This is a genomic window from Pseudomonas koreensis (assembly GCF_024169245.1).
Classification (GTDB): domain Bacteria; phylum Pseudomonadota; class Gammaproteobacteria; order Pseudomonadales; family Pseudomonadaceae; genus Aquipseudomonas; species Aquipseudomonas koreensis_F.
The window spans coordinates 390,287-417,175 of record NZ_JALJWP010000001.1 but is presented as its reverse complement, the minus strand read 5'-3'; the positions used below and the strand labels follow the sequence as shown (position 1 = coordinate 417,175).

The following is a 26,889-nucleotide window of genomic DNA, read 5'->3' as shown; positions in this document are numbered from 1 at the left end:
TCGGCGGCTCCTACAGGGAGGGCCAAGTCAGATCTCGATCAACGCCCCCAACTCGCGCTCCAGCTCGGCCTCATCCGCCAGGTTCAGCTCGATCAGCCGCCGCAAGCGTTGAATCGATTCCAGGCTGATGTGCCGGCAGATGAACCCCAAATGGCCGTTTTCCTCGTGGGCCAGATGCACGTCCATCTCGATATCGACGTCTTCGCTCAGATGAATGTCGACGAGGAAGTCCTGCTCTTTATCCCCAAGCCACGGCTCCGGTCGCTCGATCAGCAGGCCCTTGAGCGACAGGTCGATCAGCCTGACCGGCCAGATGTACTCGCCCTGTTTCAGCTCGGTTCGGGCATCGAACGCAATACGTTTGAAGCGACGTCGATTGGCGGGGTGCTCGTTCATGGCGCAATCCTCATGAAGGTTCGCTGACTATAGACCGCGAATGCGGGCGCCAGCCAATCGCTCAAGCGTCTAGACCTATGTCGGGGTATGGCCTTTGGCGCCGTAAGCGCTAAACTCGGGGTGGCTGTCTTTCTTGTCCACCCTGGCTGGAATAAAAAAATGAAAAATAATAATAGCCTGCTGCGCCACTTACCCTGGCTCGTGCTGGCAATCGTAGGAGCGTGCGCCCTGGGCGTAGTGGCATTGCGCCGCGGCGAGGCGATCAACGCCTTGTGGATTGTGGTCGCTGCCGTGGCCATTTATCTGGTTGCGTACCGTTACTACAGTCTGTTCATCGCCAACAACGTGATGCAACTGGATCCGCGTCGGGCCACCCCCGCCGTGCTCAACAACGATGGTCTGGACTATGTGCCGACCAACAAACACATTCTTTTCGGTCACCACTTCGCGGCCATCGCTGGCGCGGGGCCGCTGGTCGGTCCGGTGCTGGCGGCGCAGATGGGGTATCTGCCCGGCACGCTCTGGCTGATTGCCGGCGTGGTGCTGGCGGGCGCGGTGCAGGACTTCATGGTCCTGTTCATGTCGACCCGCCGCAACGGCCGTTCCCTGGGCGACATGGTGCGTGAAGAGATGGGCCGGATTCCCGGGACCATCGCACTGTTCGGCTGCTTCCTGATCATGATCATCATCCTCGCGGTGCTGGCGCTGATCGTCGTCAAGGCCCTGGCCGAGAGCCCGTGGGGTATCTTCACCGTAATGGCGACCATCCCGATCGCGATGTTCATGGGCATCTACATGCGCTACATCCGCCCGGGCCGCATCGGCGAAATCTCCGTGGTCGGCGTGTTGCTGCTGCTCGGTTCGATCTGGCTGGGCGGGCAGATTGCTGCCGATCCGGTATGGGCCAAGGCCTTTACCTTCACCGGTGTGCAGATTACCTGGATGCTGGTCGGTTACGGTTTTGTCGCCGCGTCGCTGCCAGTGTGGCTGATTCTGGCACCGCGTGACTATCTGTCGACTTTCCTCAAGATCGGTACCATCGTCGCCTTGGCGATCGGTATTCTGGTGACCATGCCCGAGCTGAAAATGCCGGCACTGACCCAGTTCGTCGACGGCACCGGCCCGGTGTGGAAGGGCGGTCTGTTCCCGTTCCTGTTCATCACCATCGCCTGCGGTGCGGTATCGGGCTTCCACGCACTGATCTCGTCGGGCACCACGCCGAAGCTGCTGGATAACGAAACCAACGCCCGCTATATCGGTTACGGCGGCATGCTGATGGAGTCGTTCGTGGCGATCATGGCCATGGTTGCCGCTTCGGTGATCGAGCCGGGCGTGTACTTCGCCATGAACAGCCCGGCCGCCGTGGTCGGCAGTGATGCCGCGTCAGTAGCACAAATGGTCACCAGTTGGGGCTTCGCGATCACGCCGGAGGCGCTGCAAGCGGTTGCCCATGACATCGGCGAAACCACCATTCTGGCTCGCGCCGGGGGGGCGCCGACCCTGGCGGTCGGTATCGCGCAGATCCTGCACAGTGTCCTGCCGGGTGAAAACACCATGGCGTTCTGGTACCACTTCGCGATCCTGTTCGAAGCGCTGTTCATCCTCACCGCTGTCGACGCCGGTACCCGTGCCGGGCGTTTCATGCTGCAGGACTTGCTCGGCTCTTTCGTTCCGGCGCTGAAACGCACCGAATCGTGGAGCGCCAACCTGATCGCCACCGCCGGTTGTGTGGCGATGTGGGGCTGGTTGCTGTATCAGGGCGTGGTCGATCCATTGGGCGGCATCAACACCCTGTGGCCACTGTTCGGCATCTCCAACCAGATGCTCGCCGGTATCGCGCTGATGCTCGGCACCGTGGTCCTGATCAAGATGAAGCGCCAGCGCTACATCTGGGTCACCCTGTTGCCGGCCACCTGGCTGTTGATCTGCACCACCACCGCTGGCTTCATCAAGCTGTTCGACGCCAACCCGGCGATCGGTTTCCTGTCCCTGGCCAAGAAGTACAGCGATGCGCTGGCCAACGGTCAGGTGCTGGCTCCGGCGAAAAGCGTCGAGCAGATGCAGCACGTGATCTTCAACGCCTACACCAACGCCACTCTCACCGCGCTGTTCCTGTTCGTGGTCTTCAGCATCCTGTTCTATGCGCTCAAGGTCGGCATCGCCGCCTGGGGCAAAAAAGAGCGTACGGATAAAGAATCGCCATTCCAGGCCCTGCCGGATGCGTAACCAGAGGATTGCAGCATGTTCAATGACCTGAGTCGCCTCGGTAAATACCTCGGTCAGGCCGCGCGCCTGATGGTCGGCATGCCCGACTACGACACCTACGTCGAGCATATGCAAACCAAACACCCGGACAAACCGGTGATGAGCTACGAGATGTTCTTTCGCGAACGTCAGGAGGCCCGTTACGGTGGCAAGGGTGGGCCGAAGTGCTGTTGAGCTGACAGCCTTCGGTTGAGGTAATCCCCTGTGGGAGCGAGCTTGCTCGCGAAGTGGAGAGTCAGTTGATGAGTGATTTGACTGGCACACCGCTTTCGCGAGCAGGCTCGCTCCCACATTTGTTTTTGTGTTTCTTTCAGGAGATCGGGTTTTGTCTTCTCCCATACCTGTAACGGTCCTCAGCGGTTTCCTCGGCGCCGGCAAGACCACCTTGCTGCGTCATTTATTGAAAGCCGAGCACGGCCTGAAAATCGCCGTGATCGAAAACGAATTCAGCGACGCCGGCATCGACACCCAAATGCTGGGTGATGAACCGGTGCAAGTCATGACCCTGGCCAACGGCTGCGTCTGCTGCACCATTCACACCGACCTGACCAAGGCGCTGTACTTGCTGCTCGAGCGCCTGGACAGCGGCGAGATCGCTTTCGACCGTCTGGTGATCGAGTGCACCGGTCTGGCCGATCCGGCGCCGGTGGCGCAGACCTTTTTCATCGACGAAGAGCTGCGTGAGCGTTATCTGCTCGACGGCATCATCACCCTGGTCGACGCCGCCCACGCCGATGTGCACCTGACCCAGACCATCGCCCAGGCGCAGATCGGTTTTGCCGACCGCTTGCTGGTGAGCAAGACCGATCTGGTCGATGAGGCCACGTTCACTGCACTGAGCGAGCGGCTGACGCGGATCAACCGGCGCGCGCCGATCCGGGTAGTCGAGCATGGCAACATCGATCTGGCCGAACTGCTGGATGTGCGCGGCTTCAATCTCAATGCTGATCTCGGTGGTGGTTTGAGCTTGCGTCCGGTGAGCAAGGCGCCGTCGATCGATCGCATCTCCAGCCTGGTGCTGCGCACCGATCAGGCGCTGGATATCGATCAGCTCAGCGAGTTCATGAACGAACTGCTGGAGGAACACGGCAAGCAATTGCTGCGCTACAAAGGTGTGCTGAACATTGCCGGCGAGGATCGGCGGCTGGTGTTTCAGGGGGTGCTGAAACTCTATGGTTTCGACTGGGACACCGAATGGGCCGAGGGCGAGGCGCGGGAAAGCGTGATCGTGTTTATTGCCGATGATTTGCCGGAAGAGAAGATTCGGGCGGGGTTTGCCAGGGTGGCGGCGGGCTGATGGATCTTCTTAGCCTGTAATGGAGCTATCGCGAGCAGGCTCACTCCTACAATTTGAAATGCGTCCCCCTGTAGGAGTGAGCCTGCTCGCGATAGCAATCTAACCAACAACACAATGCTCCAGGGTTGCCCCCACCAAGGCCTGCTCAAGATCATCCAAATGCTGATTCATCAGCATGCCTGCCTTAGGAACATCACCTCGTTCCACCGCCTCAACCAGCGCCAAATGCTCCTGCCATGCGCAACAGCTGTGCGTCTGGCAGTCACTCCGCGCAATCGCCAACGATGTCAACGGCACCAGGCTCCGCAGAAAATGCGCCAACGGCAGATTGCCCGCCATCCGCGCCAGCTGCAGATGAAACTCCCCCGACAACCGAATCGCCGCCCCGCGCCGATCCTGCTCGACGGCCCGCTTCTCGCGTTCGATCAAAGTGCGCAAGCATTTCAATTCATCTGCACGCGGCCGCTGACAGGCCAATCGCACCAATGTGCTTTCAGCCAGCCGCCGCGCATGCAAGGTCTGCCGGATCAATTCGCGATCCGGCGCGGCCACTCGCGGCCGATGATTGGCGCGCAGCAGCACAATCTGTTCATGGGCCAACTGCGCCAGCACCCGTCGTACATCGGCACGGCTGGCGCTGAACATCGCCTTCAGACTGTCCTCGGTGAACCGGCTGTGTTCATCGATACGCTGCTCGAGGATCGCGTCGAACACTCGCGGATACAGATCCTCCACCGGCGTGCGCAGGCCAGGGAAGGGCAGGGCAGTGGAGTGCGCATGCGAGGCTGAAGCAAAACTGTTCATGGCCGTTCTCCTGGCAAATCAGGTGGGCAGGTTGTCATCCGGGATATTCAGCTCGACGCCCATGCGCTGGCCTTCGCGCAGAATGTGCCGGCGCATCTCGGCGCTGGCCTGAGCGCTGTTCTTGCTGCGGATCGCGCGGACCACGGCTTCGTTTTCTTCCAGACGCTCAGCCAGATGCTCCGGGGAATTGCGCAACACGTCAGCGCTTTGCTTGAGGGCATTGCTGGTCTGCTGGACCACGCTCTGGAAAATCGGGTTCGAGGTCAGGGTGAACAGTTCTTCGTGGAAGGCAATGTAGGCGCTGACCCCGGCTTCGCTGTCGCCGGCCTCAAGGGCTTCGCGCATGTCCATCAGGGTCAGGCGCAACTGGCCGACTTCCTTGCTGCTGATCGATTGCGCAACCAGCCCGACGATGAACGGCTCGAGGGTGTAGCGCAGTTGCAGCACATCTTCGAGACTGGCGCCGGCCACCGCGCTGTCGTGGCTCTGGCTGTCGCTGAGTTGCGCATCGAGGACGACCACGCCTTTGCCCGGCATCGAGCGCACCAGACCGAGGGTTTCGAGGACGATCACCGCTTCGCGCAGGCTCGGCCGGCTGATGCCCAGTTGTTCGGCCAGTTCGCGCTGGCCTGGCAGCATGTCGCCTGTGCGCCACTGGCCACGAGCCAACGCGGCGCGGAGCTTTTCCACCACTGAGTTGACGACGGTTGAAGTTGTAATCACGTATTGTCTCCCTGCGCCGTGCCCGCGCATTGGCAGGCACGGCACTCATTCAAAATTCTTTGGCCGCCGCCTGAGCGACGGTTTTTCGCGGTTGAAAGTTATAGCCCTGTTCGCCATTGAGCACCTTGTTCGCGCGCTGCACGTCGATGTCCTTTTCCCAGCGGGCGATGGCCACAGTGGCGACGCAGTTGCCGATCAGATTGGTCAGCGCACGGCCGATGCCCATGAACCAATCGACCGCCAACACCAGCACCAGACCAACCACAGGAATCGCCGGGATCGCCGTCAGCGTCGCTGCGAGAATCACTAGCGCCGAACCGGGAATGCCGTGGGCGCCTTTCGAGGTGATCAGCGAGACCAGCAGAATCGTCAGCAAATCAGTCATCGCCAGTGGTGTACCGGTGGCATTGGCGATGAACACGATGGCCAGGGTCAGGTAGATCGAGAAACCGTCGAGGTTGAACGAGTACCCGGTCGGGATCACCAGCCCGACGGTGGAGCTGCCGATACCGAGGTGTTCGAGCTTGCGCATGATCTGCGGCAGCACGGCGTCGGAAGAGGCGGTGCCCATGACGATCAGCAGTTCTTCGCGCAGGTACTTGAGCAGAGGCCACATGCGCAGGCCGGAAACGCGCATGACCAGACCGAGAATCAGCGCGACGAAGGCGACGCAGGTCAGGTAGAACAGACCGACCAGACTGCCCAGGTGCTGCAGCGAGTCAAGGCCGTATTTGCTGGTGGTGAAGGCGATGGCGCCGAACACGCCGATCGGCGCCAGCCGGACGATCATGCCCATGATGCGGAAGATCACATGGCTCAGTTCGTTGATCAGCCGCGAGATCCCGGACGCCGCTTCGCCGACCAGATTCAGCGCGCTGCCGAACAGCACCGAGAACAGCAGCACTTGCAAAATATTGTTGTCAGCGAAGGCACCGATTACCGAGGTCGGGATCAGGTCCATCAGGAATTGTGTGGTGGTGTGCATGTGCTGACCGCGTTCGGCGAGGTCGCCCATGTCGGCGCTGGAGAGTTGCTCAAGATGGATATTCGCGCCGCTGCCGATGCCGGTACTGAAGGCGAACACCAGGCCGATCACCAGGGCGATGGTGGTCAGCACTTCAAAGTAGATCACCGATTTGAGGCCGATGCGCCCGACCTTCTTCAGATCGCCCGCGCCGCTGATGCCGCTGACCACCACGCAGAACACGATCAGGCCGATGAGCATCTTGATCAGTTTGATGAAGCCATCGCCGAGCGGTTTCAGTTGGGCGGAGTATTCAGGAAGGGTCAGCCCGCAGACGATGCCGAGCATCAGTCCGAGAACCACTTGAAGGAAGATTGAACGCGAGCACCATCTGAGCATGGGAGGAATCCTGGGTCGGTGTCCTGGCTGCCGCACGCGTTGCGCATCGGATTCAGGACTTAATTATTGTGGTCTTACCGGTATGTCCAGTGCAGGCGCAGTCTACGCTCGGTTTTTTCGGGATGACAAGTGAAAAGATCAGAATTGGCATGACCGGTCTGACCAGTGGCCCTAGCCACGTGTAGGAGCTGCCGAAGGCTGCGATCTTTTGATCTTGTTTTTAAATCCAGATCAAAAGATCGCAGCCTTCGGCAGCTCCTACAGCGGAATCACAGGCGAAAAAAAACCGGCCAATCACTTGGCCGGTTTTTCATGCTGCGGGTTAGCGTCGCACTTAAGCGCCGTACACCGGCAGTTTCTTGCAGATGGCTTTGACTTTCTCACGAACGGCGTCGATCACCGCTTCGTTGTTCAGGTCAGCCAGGATGTCGCAGATCCAGCCGGCCAGCTCTTTGCACTCGGCTTCCTTGAAGCCGCGAGTGGTCACAGCCGGAGTACCGAAACGCAGGCCGGAAGTAACGAACGGCGAGCGTGGATCGTTAGGCACGGAGTTCTTGTTCACGGTGATGAACGCTTTGCCCAGTGCGGCGTCGGCGTCTTTACCGGAGATGTCCTGCTTGATCAGCGACAGCAGGAACAGGTGGTTTTCGGTACCGCCGGATACCACGTCAAAACCGCGCGCGATGAACACTTCGGCCATGGCCTTGGCGTTCTTCACCACTTGTTGCTGGTATGCCTTGAACTCAGGCTGCAGCGCTTCCTTGAAGCAGATCGCCTTGGCCGCGATCACGTGCTCCAGCGGGCCGCCCTGGGCGCCCGGGAATACTGCGGAGTTGAGCTTTTTCTCGATCTCGGCGTTGGCCTTGGCCAGGATCAGACCGCCACGTGGACCGCGCAGGGTCTTGTGCGTGGTGGTGGTCACGACGTCAGCGAAAGGCACCGGGTTCGGGTAGACACCAGCGGCAACCAGACCGGCGACGTGAGCCATGTCGACGAACAGGTAGGCGCCGACCTTGTCAGCGATTTCGCGGAAGCGCGGGAAGTCGAGGATCTGCGAGTAGGCGGAGAAACCGGCAACGATCATTTTCGGCTTGTGCTCGACTGCCAGGCGCTCGACTTCGTCGTAGTCGATCAGGCCGTTGGCGTCGATGCCGTACTGGATGGCGTTGTACAGCTTGCCCGAGGAGGAAACGCTGGCGCCGTGGGTCAGGTGACCGCCGTGGGCCAGGCTCATGCCCAGAATGGTGTCGCCAGCCGACAGCAGGGCCAGATAGACCGCAGCGTTGGCCTGGGAACCGGCGTGCGGCTGAACGTTGGCGTAATCGGCGCCGAACAGTTCCTTGGCGCGGTCGATGGCCAGTTGTTCAACCACGTCGACGTATTCGCAACCACCGTAGTAACGCTTGCCCGGATAACCTTCGGCGTACTTGTTGGTCAGGACCGAGCCTTGAGCTTCCATCACCGCTGGGCTGGTGTAGTTTTCCGAAGCGATCAGCTCAATGTGTTCTTCCTGACGCTGAGCTTCTTGCTCCATGGCGGCAAAAAGGTCGGCGTCGTACTTGGCAATAGTCAAATCACGGCTGAACATGGCGGTCCTCAAGGATCGGGGGCAGAAAAGGGGGGCATTCTAACCCAACCGCTTTTGGATGACATATGAAACGACATCATGTCGCAGACAAGTGGCGTTCATGACAGATGTGCGGTGCTTTTGCCGGCCCCTTCGCGAGCAGGCTCGCTCCCACATGTGAAATGCATTCCCCTGCTGCAATGCATTCCCCTGTGGGAGCGAGCCTGCTCGCGAAGGCCGCGCCGCAGATCTTCAATCGAACATGAACAGCGCATCGTTACAGAACTGCGCCTCAAACCGTCCCGCCGGCATCGGCCGTCCGAACAGGTAACCCTGCACCTCATCGCAGCCATGCTCACGCAGGAAGTCCAGTTGCTCATGGGTTTCCACACCCTCGGCGATCACCGCCAGATTCAGGCTGTGGGCCATGGCGATGATCGCCCGGGCGATCTGCGCGTCCTGTTCGCCGGACGGCAAGCCGTCGACGAAGGTACGGTCGATCTTCAGCACGTCGATCGGGAATTGTTTGAGGTAGTTCAGCGACGAATAACCGGTGCCGAAGTCATCGACTGCAATGCTCAGGCCGAGGTTCTTCAGCCCGGCAAGAATCTGCATCGCCTCGCTGACCTCGCGCATCAGGATGCTTTCGGTCAATTCCAGTTCCAGGCACGCCGGTGGCAGGCCGGTTTCCCGCAGGATGGTGGCGATCCGCGTGCCCAACTGGCCGTCGGAGAACTGCCGTGCGGAAATGTTCACCGAGACCTTCGGCACCCGCACCCGTTGCTGGTGCCAGGTTTTCAGCTGCCGGCAGGCCTCGCTGATGACCCAGTCGCCAACGTCCACCACCAGCCCGAGCTCTTCCAGCACCGGAATGAAATCCCCCGGCGGCACCAGCCCGCGACGGGGATGACGCCAGCGCAGCAGCGCTTCGGCGCCGGTCAAACGTTTGCCGTCGCCGCTGAACTGTGGCTGGTAATACAGGACGAATTCGTTCTGTTCCAGCGCATGACGCAAATCGCTTTCCAGCTCCAGACGTTCCAGCGCACTGGCGTTCATGTCGGCCTGATAGAACTGGAAGTTGTTCTTGCCGCGTTCCTTGGCGTGGTACATCGCGGTGTCGGCGTTCTTCATCAACTGGCTGAGTTCGTTGCCGTCCTGCGGGCTCAACGCGATACCGATACTGGCGGTGACGAAGAACTCGCGGCCCTCGAGCACGAACGGCCGCACCAGGCTGGCGAGGATCTGCTCGGCGACGTGAATCGCCCGGTTCAGCGCCAGTTCACGGCTGGAGCGATGCTGCAACAGCAAGGTGAATTCGTCGCCACCCATGCGCGCCACGGTATCGTCGTCATCGACGCAGGCCAGCAGGCGTGTGGCCATGTCCTTGAGCATGCGATCGCCGGCGGCGTGGCCGAGGGAGTCGTTGATCGGTTTGAAACGGTCGAGGTCGAGGAACATCAGCACCACCCACGACTTCTGCCGTTCGGCCGCTTGCAGCGCGGTATGCAGCCGATCCTGGAACAGCGTGCGGTTCGGCAGGTGGGTGAGGGCGTCGTAGTAGGCGAGGCGGTGGATGCGCTGCTCGCTGGCCTTGCGCTCGCTGATATCGCTGAAGAAACACACGTAACTGGCCAGATCGCCCTCGTCGTCGAGCACGGCGGTGATGCCGACCCACGCCGGGTAATGCTCGCCGTTGCGGCGCTTCATCCACACTTCGCCCTCCCAGGTGCTGTGCTCGTGCAACTGCTTGAGCACGTAACGCAGGTGCGCGTCCTGCTGCTCGTCGACAGTGAGCATGTTCGGCAACTGGTCGAGCACTTCGCTGACGGTGTAACCGCTGACCCGACTGAACGCTTCGTTGGCCTGGACGATGTAGCCGGCCGGGTCGGTGATCAGGATCGCCGAAGTCGAATGCTCGAATACCGTGGCGGCCATGCGCAAATCTTTCTCGGCACGGCGCTGTTGGCTGATATCGCGGCCGACGCCGAGCACACCTTCGAACGCGCCATGTTCGTCCCACACCAGCACCAGGCGCAGTTCGATCGGAATCTTGCGGCCATCGGCGCGCAGGCAATCGAACAGGAACAGCTGCGTTTGCACCTGACTGCGCAGCATCGCCAGTTGCTCGGGCTTGTCCAGCGCCTTGCTGACGCGGTCCATCAGCGCATAGATACCGTTCAGTTGCCCGGGATTGGCGATGGTCGATTGCCAGCCGTTCTGGAAAATCCATTCGGCGTTGTAGCCAAGCACGGCTTGCACCGACGGGCTGACGTAGTTCAGCGAAAGCTTGCTGTCGGTGGAGAAAATCACGTCGCTGATGCTTTCGGCGAGCATGCGATAGCGCTGTTCGCTGTCACGCAGCGATTCGCTGGCCTCGATCTGTTCGGTGATGTCCTTGGCGACGCCGATGATCCGCGTGACCTGATCGTGCTTGTCCCGCGCCAGTGCCTGTTCGCGAATGTCGAAGCGCCGCCACTTGCCGTCGCGATGACGGAAGCGCAACTGGCATTGCAACAACTGGCTGTAACCGGCGTGGCGCTGCAACTGCCGCGAGCGATGGTAGTAGTCGGCGTCTTCCGGGTGCAGGAGGATTTCCCAGAAGTATTCGCCCATTTGATGCAGCTCGGTGCGGTTGTAGCCGAGGGTCTGGCCGAGGTGGTGGTTGCTGAAAATCATCCGCTGGCTGATCACGTCCTGCACATACAGATGATCCGGCACGGTGCGCACCACGTCCGACCAGAAACCTTCGCGCTCCAGCAACGACAGTTCGATCAGCTTGCGGCTGGTGATGTCGTTGATGCTGAGGATCACCGCTTTATAGTCGTGCTGCTCGCTCGGCAGGCGCAGGACCATCCACAGGTGCTGGTCGCGGCCATTGCTGTTGGGCAGTTTGATTTCCAGTTCCAGCTGCTTCTGCTGTTGCAGGACGGCGTCGAGGATCTGCTGGCCGATTGCGCACTGCGGATGGCGCTGGCCGTCGATCAGCAGTTGCCAGGCATCGTCGCAGGAATGCACATCGAGCAGTTGCAGGGCGACCTGATTGACCTCGGTGACGCGCATTTCCTGGAGAAGTTGCTGGCGCTGATGTGGTTGGTCGAGCCAGGCTTTTAGCTGGTCGCTGGTCTGGATCTGCGCCTTGTCGAACATCTGCTTGAGGCCGGACAGGTCAAGCACGCACAAGGCCACACCGGTGCCTTCGAAAATATCCTGATAGCGCCGCCGACCTTCGTGCACCTGGCGCTGGCGGCGGCGCATGTTCAGCAGCGCGATCACCGGCAGCATCGAAAACGCCAGGCCGAGCAGGCATTTGCCAATGAACGCCGGCAGCAATTCTTCCAGTACGCGCTGGCGGTCGAACAGCCCACGCAGTTGCCAGTCACTGCTGCTCAGCGGCACGGTCAGCACGGTGTTGGCGACATCGTCGGGGGTCAGCACGCCGGCCTTGGCCGATGTCAGCGCGGCGTCGCGGCTGATGATCTGGTGATTGAGGCGGTTTTCCACCAGCCACAAGGGGCGCAGGGCGGTGGCGTCCTGTTTGGTCAGCGAGTCGAAGAAGGTCGGCGTCAGTCGCAAGGCCCAGTAACCGCGACTGCTGCCGCTGGCCTGATGCAGCAACAGATGCACCACCGAGCCGTCATCGGCATTGCTGAAGTAATGCGCCTGGGCGCGGCTGCGGCGCACCAGTTCGGTCAGGTAATCGGCGTCGGAGCTGTCGCTGGCACTGTCGCTGATGATGCGGCCGGAGGGCGAGAGCAGGGCCATGCTGCGCAGATCGGGCAGCGAGCGCTGCAGTTTGCGCAGGAGCATCTGCTGTTCGTCGGCGGTTTGCGGTTGTTCGACGATCGGTAGCAGATTGAGGGCGATTTGTGCGTTCAGCGCCATGTTCAGGCTGACCTGCGCGGCGAGGTCGGCGGTGTAATCGATGGTGAACTGACGCTGGTTCTTCTGGGTTTCGCGCAATTGATCAAGCAGTTGCCAGAACAGCAGCGCCAGCAATAACAGCACGAGGGTGGCCAGCGCCCCCTTCAATGTTCCGCGCAGGGGCGAGCCGGGCGCCGGTGGGGTGCTGCTCACAGAGGCTGGCGGAGTGACATTGGTCAAGCTGTGATCCTGCGATTTGGCTGGACTGGCGCGACGTGCACTATAAGCCGGACGCCCGAAGGGCGGCTAGCATGCCTTGAGTTGTGGCGAAGTGCCAGCCCCTCGCGGCTGGACTGCCATCGGTCATTCAGGTAGCTTTGCCGGTTAGACGGGGGCGTTCCAGCCCCTACAATCAGACTTTTCCAGCGCGCACGCATTGATCGTGATCTAGTGAACGACGCGCACAGTCTGGCCAGGCATCGCCTGCGCTCCAATCATTCATCTGTCACTGACCCAAGGTTCTCCATGGCTCAATACGTCTTCACCATGCATCGGCTGGGCAAAGTTGTTCCGCCGAAGCGGGAAATCCTCAAGAACATTTCGCTGTCCTTCTTCCCCGGCGCCAAGATCGGCGTGCTCGGCCTCAACGGTTCGGGTAAATCCACGCTGCTGAAAATCATGGCCGGCGTCGACACCGAGTTCGAAGGGGAAGCCCGTCCGATGCCGGACCTGAACATCGGTTACCTGCCGCAAGAGCCGCAGCTCGACCCTTCCAAGACTGTACGTGAAGTGGTCGAGGAAGCGGTCAGCGTGATCAAGGATGCGCAAGCGCGCCTGGACGAGGTCTACGCCGCCTACGCCGATCCGGATGCCGACTTCGACAAGCTCGCCGCTGAACAGGCCAAGCTCGAAGCGATTCTGCAGGCCAGCGACGGCCACAACCTCGAGCGCCAGCTGGAAGTCGCCGCCGATGCGCTGCGTCTGCCGGCCTGGGACGCCAAGGTTGAACACCTGTCCGGTGGTGAGAAGCGTCGTGTCGCCCTGTGCCGTCTGCTGCTGTCCGCCCCGGACATGCTGCTGCTCGACGAACCGACCAACCACCTGGACGCCGATTCGGTGGCGTGGCTGGAGCACTTCCTCCACGACTTCCCGGGCACTGTGGTAGCGATCACGCACGACCGTTACTTCCTCGACAACGTCGCTGGCTGGATTCTCGAACTCGACCGCGGCGCGGGCATTCCGTACGAAGGCAACTACTCGGGTTGGCTTGAAGCCAAGTCCGATCGTCTGGCTGCCGAATCCAAGCAGCAGTCGGCCCATGAAAAAGCCATGAAAGAAGAACTGGAGTGGGTGCGCAAAGGCGCCAAAGCCCGCCAGTCGAAATCCAAGGCACGTCTGCAACGCTTCGAAGAAATGCAATCGCAGGAATTCCAGAAGCGCAGCGAAACCAACGAAATCTACATCCCGGCCGGTCCGCGCCTGGGCGACAAGGTCATCGAATTCAAGAACGTCACCAAGGGCTACGGCGATCGCGTGCTGATCGACAACCTGTCGTTCTCCATGCCGAAGGGTGCCATCGTCGGTGTGATCGGTGGTAACGGTGCCGGTAAGTCGACGCTGTTCCGCATGCTGATGGGCAAGGAAACACCGGATTCGGGCAGCATCGAAGTCGGCGAAACCGTGCAGCTGGCCTGCGTCGATCAGAGCCGCGAAGACCTCGATGGCAGCAAGACTGTGTTCCAGCAGATCTCCGACGGTTCCGACCAGATCCGCATCGGCAACTACGAGATCCCGTCGCGTACCTACGTCGGTCGCTTCAACTTCAAGGGTGGCGACCAGCAGAAGTTCGTCAAGGACCTGTCGGGTGGTGAGCGCGGTCGTCTGCACCTGGCATTGACCCTGAAGGAGGGCGGCAACGTCCTGCTGCTCGACGAACCGTCCAACGACCTCGACGTGGAAACCCTGCGTTCGCTGGAAGAAGCCCTGCTGGACTTCCCGGGCGCCGCCATTGTGATCTCCCACGATCGGTGGTTCCTTGACCGTGTCGCCACGCACATCCTGGCGTACGAAGACGATTCGCAAGCGGTGTTCTTCGAAGGCAACTACACCGAGTACGAAGCCGACCGCAAAAAGCGCCTCGGCGAAGCAGCGGCCCAGCCACATCGGGTACGTCACAAGAAACTGGCCTGATATCGGGTTGGTTGCAGAAAGAGCGGAGCCTTCGGGCTCCGTTTTTTTTGCCTGGTTTTTTAGCGAAACCGAGGCGCTCCCTTCGCGAGCAAGCTCGCTCCCACAGGTGAACGCATTTCAAATGTGGGAGCGAGCTTGCTCGCGAAGGGGGTGTAACTGTTGGTGCATAACGTGAGTCTGATCTCACCATTAGAGTGCAAAGCAGGGTCAAAAACCGACCTGATTTATATCCTGTGCACCATTTAATTTCATAACTGCGACATTTTGCTCTGTTCCTGTGCGCAACTCGTTTGTTACAGTCCGGCCCAATCTCCTCCAACGACAATAAATTTGCCGAGACTTTGCCCATGATCGAATCCGTCGAATCCTTCCTTGCGCGCCTGAAAAAACGCGACCCGGACCAGCCCGAATTTCACCAGGCTGTCGAAGAGGTGCTGCGCAGTCTGTGGTCGTTTCTCGAAGCCAATCCGCATTACCTGACCTCGGGGATTCTGGAGCGTATCTGCGAGCCGGAGCGCGCCGTAGTGTTTCGCGTGTCGTGGGTCGATGATCAGGGCAAGGTGCAGGTCAATCGCGGCTTCCGTATCCAGATGAACAGCGCAATTGGCCCGTACAAGGGCGGCTTGCGTTTTCATCCATCAGTGAACCTTGGCGTGCTGAAATTCCTCGCCTTCGAACAGACCTTCAAGAACTCGCTGACCTCCCTGCCCATGGGCGGCGGCAAGGGCGGCTCGGACTTCGATCCGAAGGGCAAGAGCGATGCAGAAGTCATGCGCTTCTGCCAGGCGTTCATGAGCGAGCTGTACCGCCACATCGGCGCCGACGTTGACGTGCCGGCCGGCGATATCGGCGTCGGGGCGCGGGAAATCGGTTTCCTCTTTGGCCAGTACAAACGCCTGAGCAACCAGTTCACCAGCGTCCTCACCGGCAAAGGCATGACCTACGGCGGCAGCCTGATTCGCCCGGAAGCTACCGGTTTCGGTTGCGTGTACTTCGCTGAAGAAATGCTCAAGCGCCGCGGGCAGACCGTGGAAGGCAAGCGTGTGGCGATTTCCGGTTCCGGCAACGTCGCGCAATACGCGGCGCGCAAGGTCATGGATCTCGGCGGCAAAGTGATTTCCCTGTCCGACTCCGAGGGCACGCTGTACTGCGAAGCCGGGCTGAGCGAAGAACAGTGGCTGGCGCTGCTGGAACTGAAAAACGTCAAACGCGGGCGCATCAGCGAATTGGCGAGCGCTCATGGCCTGGAGTTCCGCGCCGATCAGCATCCATGGTCGCTGCCGTGCGACATCGCGTTGCCTTGCGCGACGCAGAACGAACTCGACGCCGAAGCCGCGCGCACTCTGCTTGGCAACGGCTGCGTGTGTGTGGCTGAAGGCGCGAACATGCCGACCACGCTGGATGCTGTGGATATCTTTATCGAGGCCGGCATTCTCTTTGCGCCGGGCAAAGCCTCGAATGCCGGCGGCGTGGCTGTGAGCGGGCTGGAGATGTCGCAGAACGCCATGCGTCTGCTGTGGACGGCGGGCGAGGTGGACAGCAAGCTGCACGCGATCATGCAGTCGATCCACCACGCCTGTGTGCATTACGGCGAAGACAACGGTCAGGTCAATTACGTCAAAGGCGCGAACATCGCTGGTTTCGTCAAAGTCGCCGATGCGATGTTGGCGCAAGGCGTGGTTTAAGCCGGTTCGATGCGGATCACTTCGATCAGTTGATCGCCGGCCGGTCGCTGCCAGAGCACTTCATCGTTGAGCCGGGCGCCGAGCAAGGCCCGGCCCAGCGGCGAGGCCCAGTTGATCAGGCCCTGACTTGCGTCGGCCTGATCCTCGCCGACCAGTTGCACGCGGTGTTCGGTGTCGTGCTCGTCAGCAAAAGTCACCCAACTGCCGATCTGCACCTTGTCGGTGGACGTCGCGGCGACAGCCACTTGGGCGCTGCTCAGGCGTTGAGTGAAATAACGCAGATCCCGTTGCAGGTCGGCCAGCCGTTGCTTGTCGGCTTGCTCGCCTTTGGCCGTTTGCTCGGCGTGCAGGCTTTGCAGTTCGGCGACTTTCGCCTGCAACTGCGCCAGGCCCTGCGGCGTGACGTAATTGGGCTGCGTGCTGACCTGACGTTCGACCGGCTGATCGGCCTGCGCGGCGGCGTTGTCTTCGTTGACGAATGCGCGACTCATGAAGTCCTCCTGTTAAAGGATTTGGGCCATGGTTGCCGGCATTTGGTTTCAACGGATGTCTGCAAGCGACCTATTGCGAGCGATAAGCCCGCCCGACGTCCTGGTCCTTCTGCTGCTGCCAGGCACGTTCGCGTTCGTCCCAATGTTCGTTGCGGTATTGCTCGCGATCCTTGTTTTCCAGCATCGCCTGACATTGGCGAAAGCCATCGACCCAGCCTTCGGCGTATTGCTGGTCCTTGAGATAGCGCGGCACGTTCTTGCGAAACTCGCCGCTGATCGAACCCGCCGCTTGCCGGCCGCTGACGCAACCGTCATCGAAACCGTCGGCGAAGGCCGGTGGATAACCCTTGGCGATCAAGTCTTCATGAGTGGTCTGGCAACCGCCCAGCGCCAGGACAACCCCCAACAACCCCACGCACCGCCACATCGCACTCTCCCGCGCCGGTTTTCGGCTGATAGGGGAAGTCTAGAAGGGGATTCGTCAGGTGTCGGTGAAAGGCTTGTGAGTAATTCGTTGAACACCGCGGACCCTTGTAGGAGTGAGCCTGCTCGCGATAGCAATTCATCAGTCACTGTTGCTGTGACTGACATACCGCTATCGCGAGCAGGCTCACTCCTACAGGGGCATGTCCGGGATCAGTAGTGATACCACTTCACTTCGAGCATGACTTCGGTTTCGGGTGTGGCGAGGTGGCTGAACTCGCGCTGCGCGCTCAAGCGCAAACCGAGGTTGCGCGACAACTCCCACTGCTGATTCAGGCTCAGGCTGCGGCGCACTTCCCCGTTGAAGAAATAATCGCCCTTGGCCTCCAGGCTCAGGTTGCCCAGCGGGTTTTTCCACAACACACCGGTATTGAAGCCGCCGGCCGGGGAAACAAACTCGGCGAAGTCGTTGTTGTGTTCCACCCGTACCGTGCCAAGGGCAAAGCCGAGCACGTCTTCGCCCAACTGCCACGTGCCGCCGCCGCCACCGTTGACGTGGCTGACCAGCGTTTCGTCGTCATGCTTGCCCGGCACGCGCTCGAGGCCACCGGTGACTTGCCACGACAGCGGTTGCAGCAGCTCGTTGCGCGGTGTCAGCGAGCGAATGGTCGCCAGATCCAGTTGCTGCAACTGCCAGTCATTGCCTTCGTACTGGCGCAGCTTCAGTTGCAAAATTTCGATCTGCGCGCCGAGAGGAAAGCTTTCGGCGTTGTCGTTGAGGTCGTGGTAGGCCATGCGCAGGCCATATTCCCCAAACGCCCGATCACCGCGGGTACCGAGGCCGGCCTGCCAGGTGCGCGATTCGTGGCCATCTTCAGGCAGGCCCGGTTGCGGAATTTCCAGCTCCGGCGCCGGGTTCTTGTTGATCGCGCGCAGCAGTTCGAAACTGCGCTGCGCTCTCTGCGGGTCGCGTTCCTGGCCGTTGGCGCGGTAGCGCTCCAGGCGATAGGCGGCATCGACGATCAGCGCCTGACGCGCGCGGGGCAGGGCTTTGAACGTTGGCTCTTGCAGGATTTTTTGATCGGCGCTGACTTTCAGTACCCATTGCTGTTCGTCATCGCTCAACGGCTCGGCGCGGCTGAGCAGTTCACGTTCGCGGGAGGGGCGATATTCGATGTGCTCGACCAGCCCGGCCTCTTTCACCGCTTTGACGGTGTCGGTGGGGATCGCGGTCAACGGGAATTGTTCGGTCAGGCGCAGGCTCGGCCGCGCCACTTGCAGCAGTTCCAGCAAGCGATACGAGCAGTTTTCGTCGAAGAAGAAATAGTCGAACTGGATCTGCTTGAGCTCCCACACATGCTCGACCATGCGTGCGGTTTCTTCCTGGGTCAGGTTGAGCCGGTATTCCCACAGGTCGCGGTTTTCCAGGCTGCGGTACTCGGAGAGCTTTTCCTGATACGGCACCAGCGCAAACAGCCCCGGGTAGCCACCCATCAAGCCTTTCCAGGCATACAGAATGCTGTTGTCCGAGCCTTCGATGTAGGCGCCGAAGTTGATCGCGTAGCTGAGCAGCGAGGTCTTGTCGGCCTGCACATCCGCCTGATCGATGCGCAGCAGGGTGTGGCCGAACATCGACGAAGGACTGTTGAGATACGCCGCCGGGAAAATCATCACCGCGCTGTGCGGCGAGACGTCCTTGAACCATTTCTTGTATTCGGCGCATTCCGGCGCGGGCAAGTCGGAGAGGTTGAGTTGCGCTTTCAGCCAGCGGGTACGCGCCGGGTAAACGCATTGGGCGTGTTGCTCGCCGAGGCTGGCCGGGGCGTAGAGCGCCTGCACGGTGGCCGCCAGTTCGCGGTCCGGATGTTCGTTGCCATCGGGGGCGAGAAAGAATTTCTTGTCGCTGACATAGCTGCGCCAGCCGCCGAGCTTGGCGGTTTCGTAATGACCGAGGGAAATCCAGAAGCGGTCGTTGGCCAGTTGCTGCAAACGTTGAGGATCGATGTGAGGCGCGGCGGACAGCGGGGCGCAGACACAGAGCGCCAGCCAGGCAAGGCGTTTGAGCATAGTCGGCAACTTGAACAGGAAAGAAATAAAGACCCAAAGAGGGACGGGCCGAAAAAACAAAACCCGCTCCCCGAAGGAAGCGGGCGGGGTCGAGCTTAAGCCTGAGTTGCGTACTTGGCCAGACGTGGGTCCGATTTCAGTACCGCCAGGGTGTTGGTATGCACGTCTTCAGCGGTCACGTCAGCTTTGCTGAAGATCTGCTGGAAGTGCTCGTGGGTCACTTGCGCGAAATGCGCGCGGTCTTCCGGTGCTACGCCCAGTACCACGGCATAGGTGGTCAGCGCTTCGCCGTTGCCTTTGGCCATGTCTTCGGACAGCTCGTTCATCATGCCATTCATGGCGAACCAGGATTTGCCGCCGTAGGTCAGCGACGCGTTGGTCGAGCAACCGTTGGTGCCGGAAGTCATACCGAACGTGGCGTTACCGGAAGTGCCGTTGGTGGTGGAAGCAAGGAAGTGCGCCGGGGTGCCACGCTGACCTTCGAACAGCATGTTGCCCCAACCGCAATCCGGGCCGCCCGGGGCTTGCGCCATTGCGTTGATGGATACAGCGGTGAAGAGAGTACCGAGAAGAATCCGTTTCATAGCTTTGTTCTCTTTATGTGCATACCAATGGACAGGGTTCTGGCCTTTCGCACTCTGCCCGAGGACAGCGCCGAAAGTGTCAGTGGGCCGGTATTAGTTCCAGCCGCGCAGTTTGGAGTTTAGGCACGTTCCAGCGGTTCCGTGACTTTTTGCAAAATATTTGGAATAAACCTCTGATTTATCGGGACGCGTCGACCCGCCGCGCGCTTGTCTATGCTTTGTCATGTGGCGCGCCTTGCCAGTGGGGCACGGGCAGCGCCAGAATGCCGCTACCTGCCCCGCCTGATTGTTAAGGAAGCCCGATGCCTGATCCTGTTGCTGCCAGCCTGCGTCTTGCGCCCGAAGCGCTGACTCGTCCGTTTTCCGCTGAACAGTTCAGCTTCACTACCACCAATGATCTGGAGCCCTTTCGCGGTGTGCTCGGCCAGGAACGCGCGGTCGAAGCCTTGCAGTTCGGTGTGGCGATGCCACGCCCCGGTTACAACGTATTCGTCATGGGCGAGCCAGGCACCGGCCGCTTCTCGTTCGTCAAACGCTACCTCAAAGCCGAAGGCAAACGCCTGCAGACCCCGGCAGACTGGGTCTACGTCAACAACTTCGACGAACCGCGCGAACCGCGCGCACTGGAGCTGCCATCGGGCACGGCGGGCTCGTTCATCGGCGACATCAACGGCTTGATCGACAACCTGCTGGCGACTTTCCCGGCCGTCTTCGAACACCCTTCGTATCAGCAGAAAAAAAGCGCCATCGACCGCGCTTTCAACCAGCGCTACGACAAGGCGCTGGACATCATCGAGCGCCTGGCCCTGGAAAAAGACGTCGCCCTGTACCGCGACAGCAGCAACATCGCTTTCACGCCGATGCTCGACGGCAAGGCCCTGGACGAAGCTGAATTCGCGCAGTTGCCGGAAGCCGAGCGCGAGCGTTTTCACGATGACATCTCCGGCCTCGAAGAGCGCCTGAACGAAGAACTCGCCAGCCTGCCGCAGTGGAAGCGCGAGTCGAACAATCAATTGCGCCAGCTCAACGAAGAAACCATCACCCTGGCGTTGCAGCCGTTGCTGGCGCCGCTGTCGGAGAAGTACGCAGAGAACGCTGCGGTCTGCGGTTACCTGCAAGCGATGCAGGTTTATCTGCTGAAAACCGTGGTCGAGCAACTGGTCGACGACAGCAAGACCGACGCCGTCGCGCGCAAGTTGCTGGAAGAGCAATACGCACCCAGCCTGGTGGTCGGGCATCCAGCCAGCGGTGGTGCGCCGGTGGTGTTCGAGCCGCACCCGACCTACGAAAACCTGTTCGGCCGCATCGAGTACACCACCGATCAAGGTGCGCTCTATACAACCTATCGACAGTTGCGCCCGGGCGCGCTGCATCGCGCCAATGGCGGTTTCCTGATTCTCGAAGCGGAAAAAATGCTCAGCGAGCCGTTCGTGTGGGATGCGCTCAAACGCGCCCTGCAATCACGCAAACTGAAAATGGAATCGCCACTGGGCGAAATGGGCCGCTTCGCCACCGTGACCCTCAATCCGCAGCACATTCCGTTGCAGGTCAAAGTCATCATCATCGGTGCGCGATCGCTGTACTACACGCTGCAGGACCTCGATCCGGACTTCCAGGAGATGTTCCGCGTTCTGGTCGACTTCGACGAAGACATTCCGATGGTCGACGAAAGCCTCGAGCAGTTCGCCCAACTGCTGAAAACCCGCACATCGGAAGAAGGCATGGCGCCGTTGACCGCCGATGCGGTAGCGCGTCTGGCGACCTACAGCGCTCGCTTGGCTGAGCATCAAGGGCGGCTGTCGGCGCGTATCGGCGATCTGTTCCAGTTGGTCAGCGAGGCCGATTTCATTCGCCATCTGGCCGGCGATGAAATGACCGACGCCGGGCACATCGAGCGAGCTTTGAAAGCCAAGGCCACCCGCACCGGGCGGGTCTCGGCGCGGATTCTCGACGACATGCTCGCCGGGATCATCCTGATCGACACCGATGGTGCGGCAGTCGGCAAGTGCAACGGGCTGACGGTGCTGGAAGTCGGCGACTCGGCGTTCGGTGTGCCGGCGCGGATTTCCGCCACGGTGTACCCGGGCGGCAGCGGCATCGTCGACATCGAGCGTGAGGTCAATCTCGGCCAGCCGATCCACTCCAAAGGCGTGATGATTCTCACCGGCTATCTGGGCAGCCGTTACGCCCAGGAATTCCCGCTGGCGATCTCGGCGAGCATCGCCCTCGAGCAGTCCTACGGCTACGTCGATGGCGACAGTGCGTCGCTGGGCGAGGCGTGCACGCTGATTTCGGCGCTGTCGAAAACGCCGCTCAAGCAATGCTTCGCCATCACCGGTTCGATCAACCAGTTCGGTGAGGTGCAGGCGGTCGGCGGGGTCAACGAGAAGATCGAAGGCTTCTTCCGCCTCTGCGAAGCGCGCGGTCTGACCGGCGAGCAGGGCGCGATCATTCCTCAGGCCAACGTCGCCACGCTGATGCTCGATGAGAAAGTCCTCGCCGCCGTACGCGCCGGGCAGTTTCATGTCTATGCAGTGCGTCAGGCCGACGAGGCATTGAGCCTGCTGGTGGGCGAGCCGGCAGGTGAGCCTAATGCCGATGGCGATTTCCCCGAAGGCAGCATCAACGCCCGGGTGGTCGAGCGTCTGCGCGATATCGCCGAGATGATCAGCGAAGAGGACCTGAAAGAGGCCGAGAAGGAACTGGCGCAGGAGGCCCTCGCCGAAGCCAAACCTGCTTAAGCCAAGCGCGGTCAAACTGTACGAGTGAGCCTGCTCGCGATAGCGGAGTGTCAGTCGGCGAATAAGTTGCCTGGCACACCGCTATCGCGAGCAGGCTCACTCCTACAGTTGTTTTGTGTAAAGCCATCGAAAATTCGCCACAACTCTGGCGCCAATATTCACACAATGACCATTCGGCGCCTTCTGGTTCTATCTTGCTTGCGCTGCGGACTTTTCTTCTATTCTCAGGTCAAGGATATCGACAGTATCACTGGATCGAGCCAGTCCTCTCGTGGGGGCTGAATACCGGCTTTACCGAGGGTCGCCGCCATGTCGCGCAACCTCTGTCTCACTCGTCAATGCCTGGGTCTGGTGACCCGGATCGAATGCGCCGTCAAGCCGCTGGCCGGCGACAACGGCATGTGGACGCTGCTCTTCGCGGCCGGCATGGCCGGCGAACAACCTTCCGCGATCAAAGCCCAGGGCCCGTTCCCCGGACCGGTCGCGGCCGAGTCGATTCTCGACACCATCGTTGAAAGCCTGACTTTGCACGGCTACGAACTGGCCGACGATCCGCAGATCTGGAGCCTGCACCTGCAAGCTCAGTTGCGGCAGATCAACGGCGGCCGTGGGCGCAGCCTGTAGGAGCTGCCGAAGGCTGCGATCTTTTGATCTTGCTCTTCAATGAGCAACCTCGTCCGCCGGCGCCTTGTCGAGCTTGACCTCAAAGCCGTATTGCACGGTGGCGAGGTCGGTACGCTGATAGGTTTCCACGCGAGTCGGGCGACCGTAAAAGTAGTGCACGCCGACCAGCGCGGGGCCTTCGGTGCTGGCGTCGTGGCTCACTGAGAGAATCTGCTTGAGATAGTGGCCGCTGTCGTCCTTGACAAAGAAACGCCACTCGTTGGGCGGGAAGGCTTTCAGGTCGACCACCAGCGTGTTGTCCTTGATCGCCAGGCCTTTGGGCAATGACTGCGCGTCGGAGGATTGCTTGGCCACCGTGGCCAGGAACAACGGCATCGAGCCCACGGCAATCGCCGGGGTTTCCGGAAACAGGTTCAGATCATATGTAATCGTCGCTTGCAGCGGATCGACCTGGTACGCCTCGGGTGGCAGCTCGATCGGCTCGTCGAGTTTGCCGCCGCGCTTTTCCGTGAAGAAGGTCACCGGGCTGACGCCGGGGTTGAGTTCGTCGCCAAGCAATTCGTCATTGAAGGTACGGCGGTGGGAGAACTCGATACGCGCCGCGCTCGGCTCTTCCACCGATTGATGAATGCGCACGCCGGCCTTCAGTTGCTCTTCGGTCAGGTTCGCGCCTTTGAGCCAGTTGGCGGCGAGATCGTCGTAAACCACCACCGGCAAGTCCAGCGGTTGCACGGCTTTGGCCGTGGTGTGCGGATCGAAGGTGCGAACCGGCAGATCCAGCTGTTTGCGCGTCACGGTTGCCGAGGAGAAGTCGAGCACGCTGACTTCCAGTGTGTCGATCGGGCCGTGGAAATACACCTTGTTATAGCGGCGCGGGTGGTCTTTCTCGAAGGCTTGCTGGTCGTCGCTGAGCTGTTTTTCCAGGGTGTCGCTCCAGCTCTTCTGCTTCTGTAGCTGCGCCAGCTGTCGCTGATAAAACTCGACCTGCCCCGGGCTTTCGTTGATCGAACCGGCGCGCACCAGGTATTGGCCGCTGGCGTCGCGGGCCTGAACGATGAGCGGATTGATCCGGGTTTGGGCGACTTCGGGAGCCAGCGGCAGGCTGTTGCTGACTTCTACCTCGGCGTAGTTCTTCTCCAGCTTGAGCAGTTTGACGCTGAGGTTGTCGTTGGTGCGGGTCTGGCCGACGTCTTTCTGCGTCAGGTCGAAGCTGTACAGGCGACGTGGCGCGATGACTTCGACCTGGCCTTGCAGCCTGACCGGTTGCGGCAGGCTTTTCTTGTCGACATTGAGGCCATCGATGAACGGGTAGGTCACCGTCAGATCATCGGGGTTGGTCACGTTGGAGCTGGACGGGCTGAGCTGAATGCCCGGATCGGTTTCCGACCACTCCGGCTGCCAGGCGATCACGCGTTTGTTGCTCAGCGTCACCGAATGCCACTCGATGCCGTGGGGAAACAGAAAGCCACCGGGAATGTTCAGGTTGAACGGGAATACCGGCTGCAGGTCGGTGAGGTAATCCGAGCTGGCGTCCTTGTGCAGCACGAACAGGCCGTTGATGAAGGTATCGACCAGCGCCTGCGGGGTAGGGTAGTGCTTGAGCACGGCGAGGGCGTCGGCGCCGTATTCAGTGTGCGGCGTGATGTCGTCGAGCTTGAGTCGGGCCCGTTCCAGCAACAGCAGCGAACCGCCGAGTTCGGTGATCGCTTCCTTGAGCTTCGGATCGCTGATCGTGTCCAGTGACTGTTCGAAGGTGGCGGTCTTTTCATCAAGGTTTGCGACGTGCTTTTCATCGCCGGGCGAGCAACCGCCGATGAGCAAGGCGAGGCAGATTCCGGCAGTCGTCAAGGCTGATCGCACATCCATTTCCACGCGTCCCGTCCACTGTCATAGGGCTGTCAATGCTTTGGACACTAGCAGAAAAACTTTGTCACACACACGCAGGTGGCGGATTTTCCGGCGGTTTCTGGCTGTCACAGCGGGCTGTTATACTCGCCGCCATTTCCAGCCCCTTGTGTGAGAGTCAATGGAACGCTTTATCGAAAATGCAATGTACGCCACCCGCTGGCTGCTGGCGCCGATCTATATCGGCCTGTCCCTCGGTCTGCTGGCGCTGGCATTGAAGTTCTTCCAGGAAATCATCCATATCCTGCCCAACGTCTTCGCCATGGCCGAATCTGATCTGATTCTGGTGCTGCTGTCGTTGATCGACATGGCGCTGGTAGGCGGGCTGCTGGTGATGGTGATGATTTCCGGCTACGAGAACTTCGTCTCGCAACTGGACATCGACGAAGGCAAAGAGAAGCTCAGCTGGCTGGGCACCATGGACTCGTCGTCACTGAAGATGAAAGTCGCGGCCTCGATCGTGGCGATTTCCTCGATCCACTTGCTGCGCATCTTCATGGATGCCAAGAACGTCGATCCCGAGCACTTGATGTGGTACGTGATCATCCACATGACGTTTGTGGTGTCCGCGTTTGCCATGGGTTACCTCGACAAGGTCACCAAGCACTGATCGACCGATCAAGGCAAAAGAACCGCCCGTCTGTTGCGAAACAGACGGGCGGTTTCGTTTGTGGCTTGTGCTTTCAAGCGCAGCGGCCTATCCCTGTAACGGTGCGATTCTCCATGATGTGAGGTGCTTCCATGAACCTGCAAGAGTTGAACGCGTTTGCCGTCGCCGGCAAGGTCGATGAACTGAATCTGATTTCCATGGAGGGCGGGATCTATCTGCTGGAAGCGCGCATGCACGGGGCGGCTCATCCGCTGCACGATCCGCTGGGGAAAACCCTGACTCTGCGTTCCGTCGAGCACGCGCGGGAAATGTTGCATGCGTTTCCGGTGCTGCCGTTCAATCTGGTTCACACCTCGGTGCACGATGAAATGTGCGGATTGGGCGGTGGCATCAATGAAAGCCTGAAAGTGGCACTGGCCTGGCGCTCGGCCCTGTAGGCCCGGCCCCAGGCGCGGGGTATCTGTGCTAGTCTGCTCGCCCTTTTGGTTCCGGGCGCGCCGGGACGCGCTGTGCACGCACGGCAAGTCCTGTGGCCGTCCGCACAGCGGAGCAGTGTCATGTCCGAAGTAAATCTGTCCACCGACGAAACCCGCGTCAGCTACGGTATCGGCCGTCAACTCGGCGACCAGCTGCGCGACAACCCGCCACCGGGTGTCAGCCTGGACGCGATCCTGGCCGGTCTGACCGACGCTTTCGCCGGCAAACCAAGCCGTGTGGGCCAGGAAGAAATGTCCGCCAGCTTCAAAGTGATCCGCGAGATCATGCAGGCCGAAGCGGCTGCCAAGGCTGAAGCCGCGGCTGGCGAAGGCCTGGCCTTCCTCGCCGAAAACGCCAAGCGTGACGGCATCACCACCCTGGCTTCCGGCCTGCAATTCGAAGTGCTGACTCAGGGCGACGGCGCCAAGCCGACCCGTGAAGACCACGTGCGCACGCACTATCACGGCACACTGATCGACGGCACTGTGTTCGACAGCTCCTACGAGCGCGGCCAGCCTGCAGAATTCCCGGTCGGCGGCGTGATCGCTGGCTGGACCGAAGCCCTGCAACTGATGAATGCCGGCAGTAAATGGCGCCTGTATGTGCCGAGCGAACTGGCTTACGGCGCACAAGGCGTGGGCAGCATCCCGCCGCACAGCGTTCTGGTGTTCGACGTCGAGTTGCTGGACGTTCTGTAACATCGAGCCTGCTTGATGGCAGGCCAATGTAGGAGTGAGCCTGCTCGCGAACGCGGTGTGTCAGTCGCTGATTGGCTATCTGACACACCGCTATCGCGAGCAGGCTCACTCCTACAGT

Annotated in this window: 21 protein-coding genes; 10 read left to right on the top strand and 11 right to left on the bottom strand. The window is 60.6% G+C overall.

Features of this window, described 5'->3' with window-relative positions; translation table 11 throughout:
• Window positions 1–27 precede the first annotated feature (27 nt).
• Complete coding sequence (locus tag J2Y90_RS01925) at window positions 28–396, bottom strand: PilZ domain-containing protein (RefSeq protein WP_253496042.1); 369 nt, start codon at window positions 394–396, stop codon at window positions 28–30.
• Window positions 397–555: 159 nt separating this feature from the next.
• Here J2Y90_RS01925 and J2Y90_RS01920 point away from each other — a divergent pair, with 159 nt between their 5' ends.
• The 3 genes from J2Y90_RS01920 to yjiA all read left to right on the top strand — a co-directional run bounded on the left by J2Y90_RS01920 (window position 556) and on the right by yjiA (window position 3,958).
• A complete protein-coding gene (locus J2Y90_RS01920) occupies window positions 556–2,622 on the top strand; it encodes a carbon starvation CstA family protein (RefSeq protein ID WP_253496040.1) in 2,067 nt (688 codons plus the stop codon).
• Window positions 2,623–2,637: 15 nt separating this feature from the next.
• Window positions 2,638–2,835 carry a YbdD/YjiX family protein gene (locus J2Y90_RS01915; RefSeq protein ID WP_003228401.1) on the top strand — a complete coding sequence of 66 codons (198 nt, stop codon included), beginning with the start codon at window positions 2,638–2,640 and terminating at the stop codon, window positions 2,833–2,835.
• Between the two features lie 151 nt (window positions 2,836–2,986).
• Window positions 2,987–3,958: a GTPase gene (gene yjiA, locus J2Y90_RS01910; RefSeq protein ID WP_253496038.1), complete on the top strand. Its 972-nt coding sequence runs from the start codon at window positions 2,987–2,989 to the stop codon at window positions 3,956–3,958.
• Window positions 3,959–4,057: 99 nt separating this feature from the next.
• Here yjiA and J2Y90_RS01905 read toward each other — a convergent pair whose 3' ends face one another.
• The 5 genes from J2Y90_RS01905 to morA all read right to left on the bottom strand — a co-directional run bounded on the left by J2Y90_RS01905 (window position 4,058) and on the right by morA (window position 12,516).
• Window positions 4,058–4,762, bottom strand: a complete 705-nt coding sequence (locus J2Y90_RS01905) for a GntR family transcriptional regulator (protein ID WP_253496036.1) — start codon at window positions 4,760–4,762, stop codon at window positions 4,058–4,060.
• 18 nt (window positions 4,763–4,780) lie between these two features.
• A complete protein-coding gene (locus J2Y90_RS01900; RefSeq protein ID WP_083353603.1) occupies window positions 4,781–5,485 on the bottom strand; it encodes a FadR/GntR family transcriptional regulator in 705 nt (234 codons plus the stop codon).
• 49 nt (window positions 5,486–5,534) lie between these two features.
• Complete coding sequence (locus J2Y90_RS01895; RefSeq protein WP_110603140.1) at window positions 5,535–6,848, bottom strand: C4-dicarboxylate transporter DctA; 1,314 nt, start codon at window positions 6,846–6,848, stop codon at window positions 5,535–5,537.
• 334 nt (window positions 6,849–7,182) lie between these two features.
• Window positions 7,183–8,436 (bottom strand): serine hydroxymethyltransferase, encoded by a 1,254-nt coding sequence (glyA, locus tag J2Y90_RS01890; RefSeq protein ID WP_039761726.1) that lies wholly within the window; start codon window positions 8,434–8,436, stop codon window positions 7,183–7,185.
• Between the two features lie 231 nt (window positions 8,437–8,667).
• The gene (gene morA / locus J2Y90_RS01885) at window positions 8,668–12,516 is read right to left on the bottom strand and encodes a cyclic di-GMP receptor MorA (RefSeq protein ID WP_253496034.1); all 3,849 of its coding nucleotides are present in this window, start codon (window positions 12,514–12,516) and stop codon (window positions 8,668–8,670) included.
• 285 nt (window positions 12,517–12,801) lie between these two features.
• Between morA and ettA the strand changes: the two genes are divergently transcribed.
• Window positions 12,802–14,466 carry an energy-dependent translational throttle protein EttA gene (gene ettA / locus J2Y90_RS01880; protein WP_253496032.1) on the top strand — a complete coding sequence of 555 codons (1,665 nt, stop codon included), beginning with the start codon at window positions 12,802–12,804 and terminating at the stop codon, window positions 14,464–14,466.
• Window positions 14,467–14,813: 347 nt separating this feature from the next.
• Entirely contained in the window at window positions 14,814–16,151 is a 1,338-nt protein-coding gene (gdhA, locus tag J2Y90_RS01875) for an NADP-specific glutamate dehydrogenase (protein WP_253496030.1), read from the top strand.
• Here gdhA and J2Y90_RS01870 read toward each other — a convergent pair.
• The 4 genes from J2Y90_RS01870 to J2Y90_RS01855 all read right to left on the bottom strand — a co-directional run bounded on the left by J2Y90_RS01870 (window position 16,148) and on the right by J2Y90_RS01855 (window position 19,716).
• Window positions 16,148–16,642, bottom strand: coding sequence for a GreA/GreB family elongation factor (locus J2Y90_RS01870; RefSeq protein ID WP_042610511.1), 495 nt, complete (start codon window positions 16,640–16,642; stop codon window positions 16,148–16,150). The two genes, gdhA and J2Y90_RS01870, sit on opposite strands and share 4 nt — an antisense overlap.
• 70 nt (window positions 16,643–16,712) lie before the next feature.
• Window positions 16,713–17,069 carry a hypothetical protein gene (locus tag J2Y90_RS01865; RefSeq protein WP_064364103.1) on the bottom strand — a complete coding sequence of 119 codons (357 nt, stop codon included), beginning with the start codon at window positions 17,067–17,069 and terminating at the stop codon, window positions 16,713–16,715.
• A 209-nt stretch (window positions 17,070–17,278) separates the two neighbouring features.
• Complete coding sequence (locus J2Y90_RS01860) at window positions 17,279–19,132, bottom strand: Lnb N-terminal periplasmic domain-containing protein (RefSeq protein WP_253496028.1); 1,854 nt, start codon at window positions 19,130–19,132, stop codon at window positions 17,279–17,281.
• Window positions 19,133–19,227: 95 nt separating this feature from the next.
• A complete protein-coding gene (locus J2Y90_RS01855; protein ID WP_016773112.1) occupies window positions 19,228–19,716 on the bottom strand; it encodes a DUF3015 domain-containing protein in 489 nt (162 codons plus the stop codon).
• A 302-nt stretch (window positions 19,717–20,018) separates the two neighbouring features.
• Here J2Y90_RS01855 and J2Y90_RS01850 point away from each other — a divergent pair, with 302 nt between their 5' ends.
• A complete protein-coding gene (locus J2Y90_RS01850) occupies window positions 20,019–22,457 on the top strand; it encodes a Lon protease family protein (RefSeq protein WP_253496026.1) in 2,439 nt (812 codons plus the stop codon).
• A 309-nt stretch (window positions 22,458–22,766) separates the two neighbouring features.
• Window positions 22,767–23,081: a hypothetical protein gene (locus J2Y90_RS01845; protein ID WP_253496024.1), complete on the top strand. Its 315-nt coding sequence runs from the start codon at window positions 22,767–22,769 to the stop codon at window positions 23,079–23,081.
• Between the two features lie 36 nt (window positions 23,082–23,117).
• Here the strand turns inward: J2Y90_RS01845 and J2Y90_RS01840 are convergent, their stop codons facing one another.
• Window positions 23,118–24,947: a hypothetical protein gene (locus tag J2Y90_RS01840; RefSeq protein ID WP_253496022.1), complete on the bottom strand. Its 1,830-nt coding sequence runs from the start codon at window positions 24,945–24,947 to the stop codon at window positions 23,118–23,120.
• Between the two features lie 160 nt (window positions 24,948–25,107).
• Between J2Y90_RS01840 and J2Y90_RS01835 the strand changes: the two genes are divergently transcribed.
• The 3 genes from J2Y90_RS01835 (at window position 25,108) to J2Y90_RS01825 (ending at window position 26,771) form a co-directional block, all read left to right on the top strand.
• Window positions 25,108–25,596: a TIGR00645 family protein gene (locus tag J2Y90_RS01835; protein ID WP_016773116.1), complete on the top strand. Its 489-nt coding sequence runs from the start codon at window positions 25,108–25,110 to the stop codon at window positions 25,594–25,596.
• A 131-nt stretch (window positions 25,597–25,727) separates the two neighbouring features.
• Window positions 25,728–26,033 carry a DUF6482 family protein gene (locus J2Y90_RS01830; RefSeq protein WP_253496020.1) on the top strand — a complete coding sequence of 102 codons (306 nt, stop codon included), beginning with the start codon at window positions 25,728–25,730 and terminating at the stop codon, window positions 26,031–26,033.
• A gap of 120 nt (window positions 26,034–26,153) precedes the next feature.
• Window positions 26,154–26,771, top strand: a complete 618-nt coding sequence (locus J2Y90_RS01825) for an FKBP-type peptidyl-prolyl cis-trans isomerase (protein ID WP_253496018.1) — start codon at window positions 26,154–26,156, stop codon at window positions 26,769–26,771.
• The last annotated feature ends 118 nt before the right edge of the window (window positions 26,772–26,889 follow it).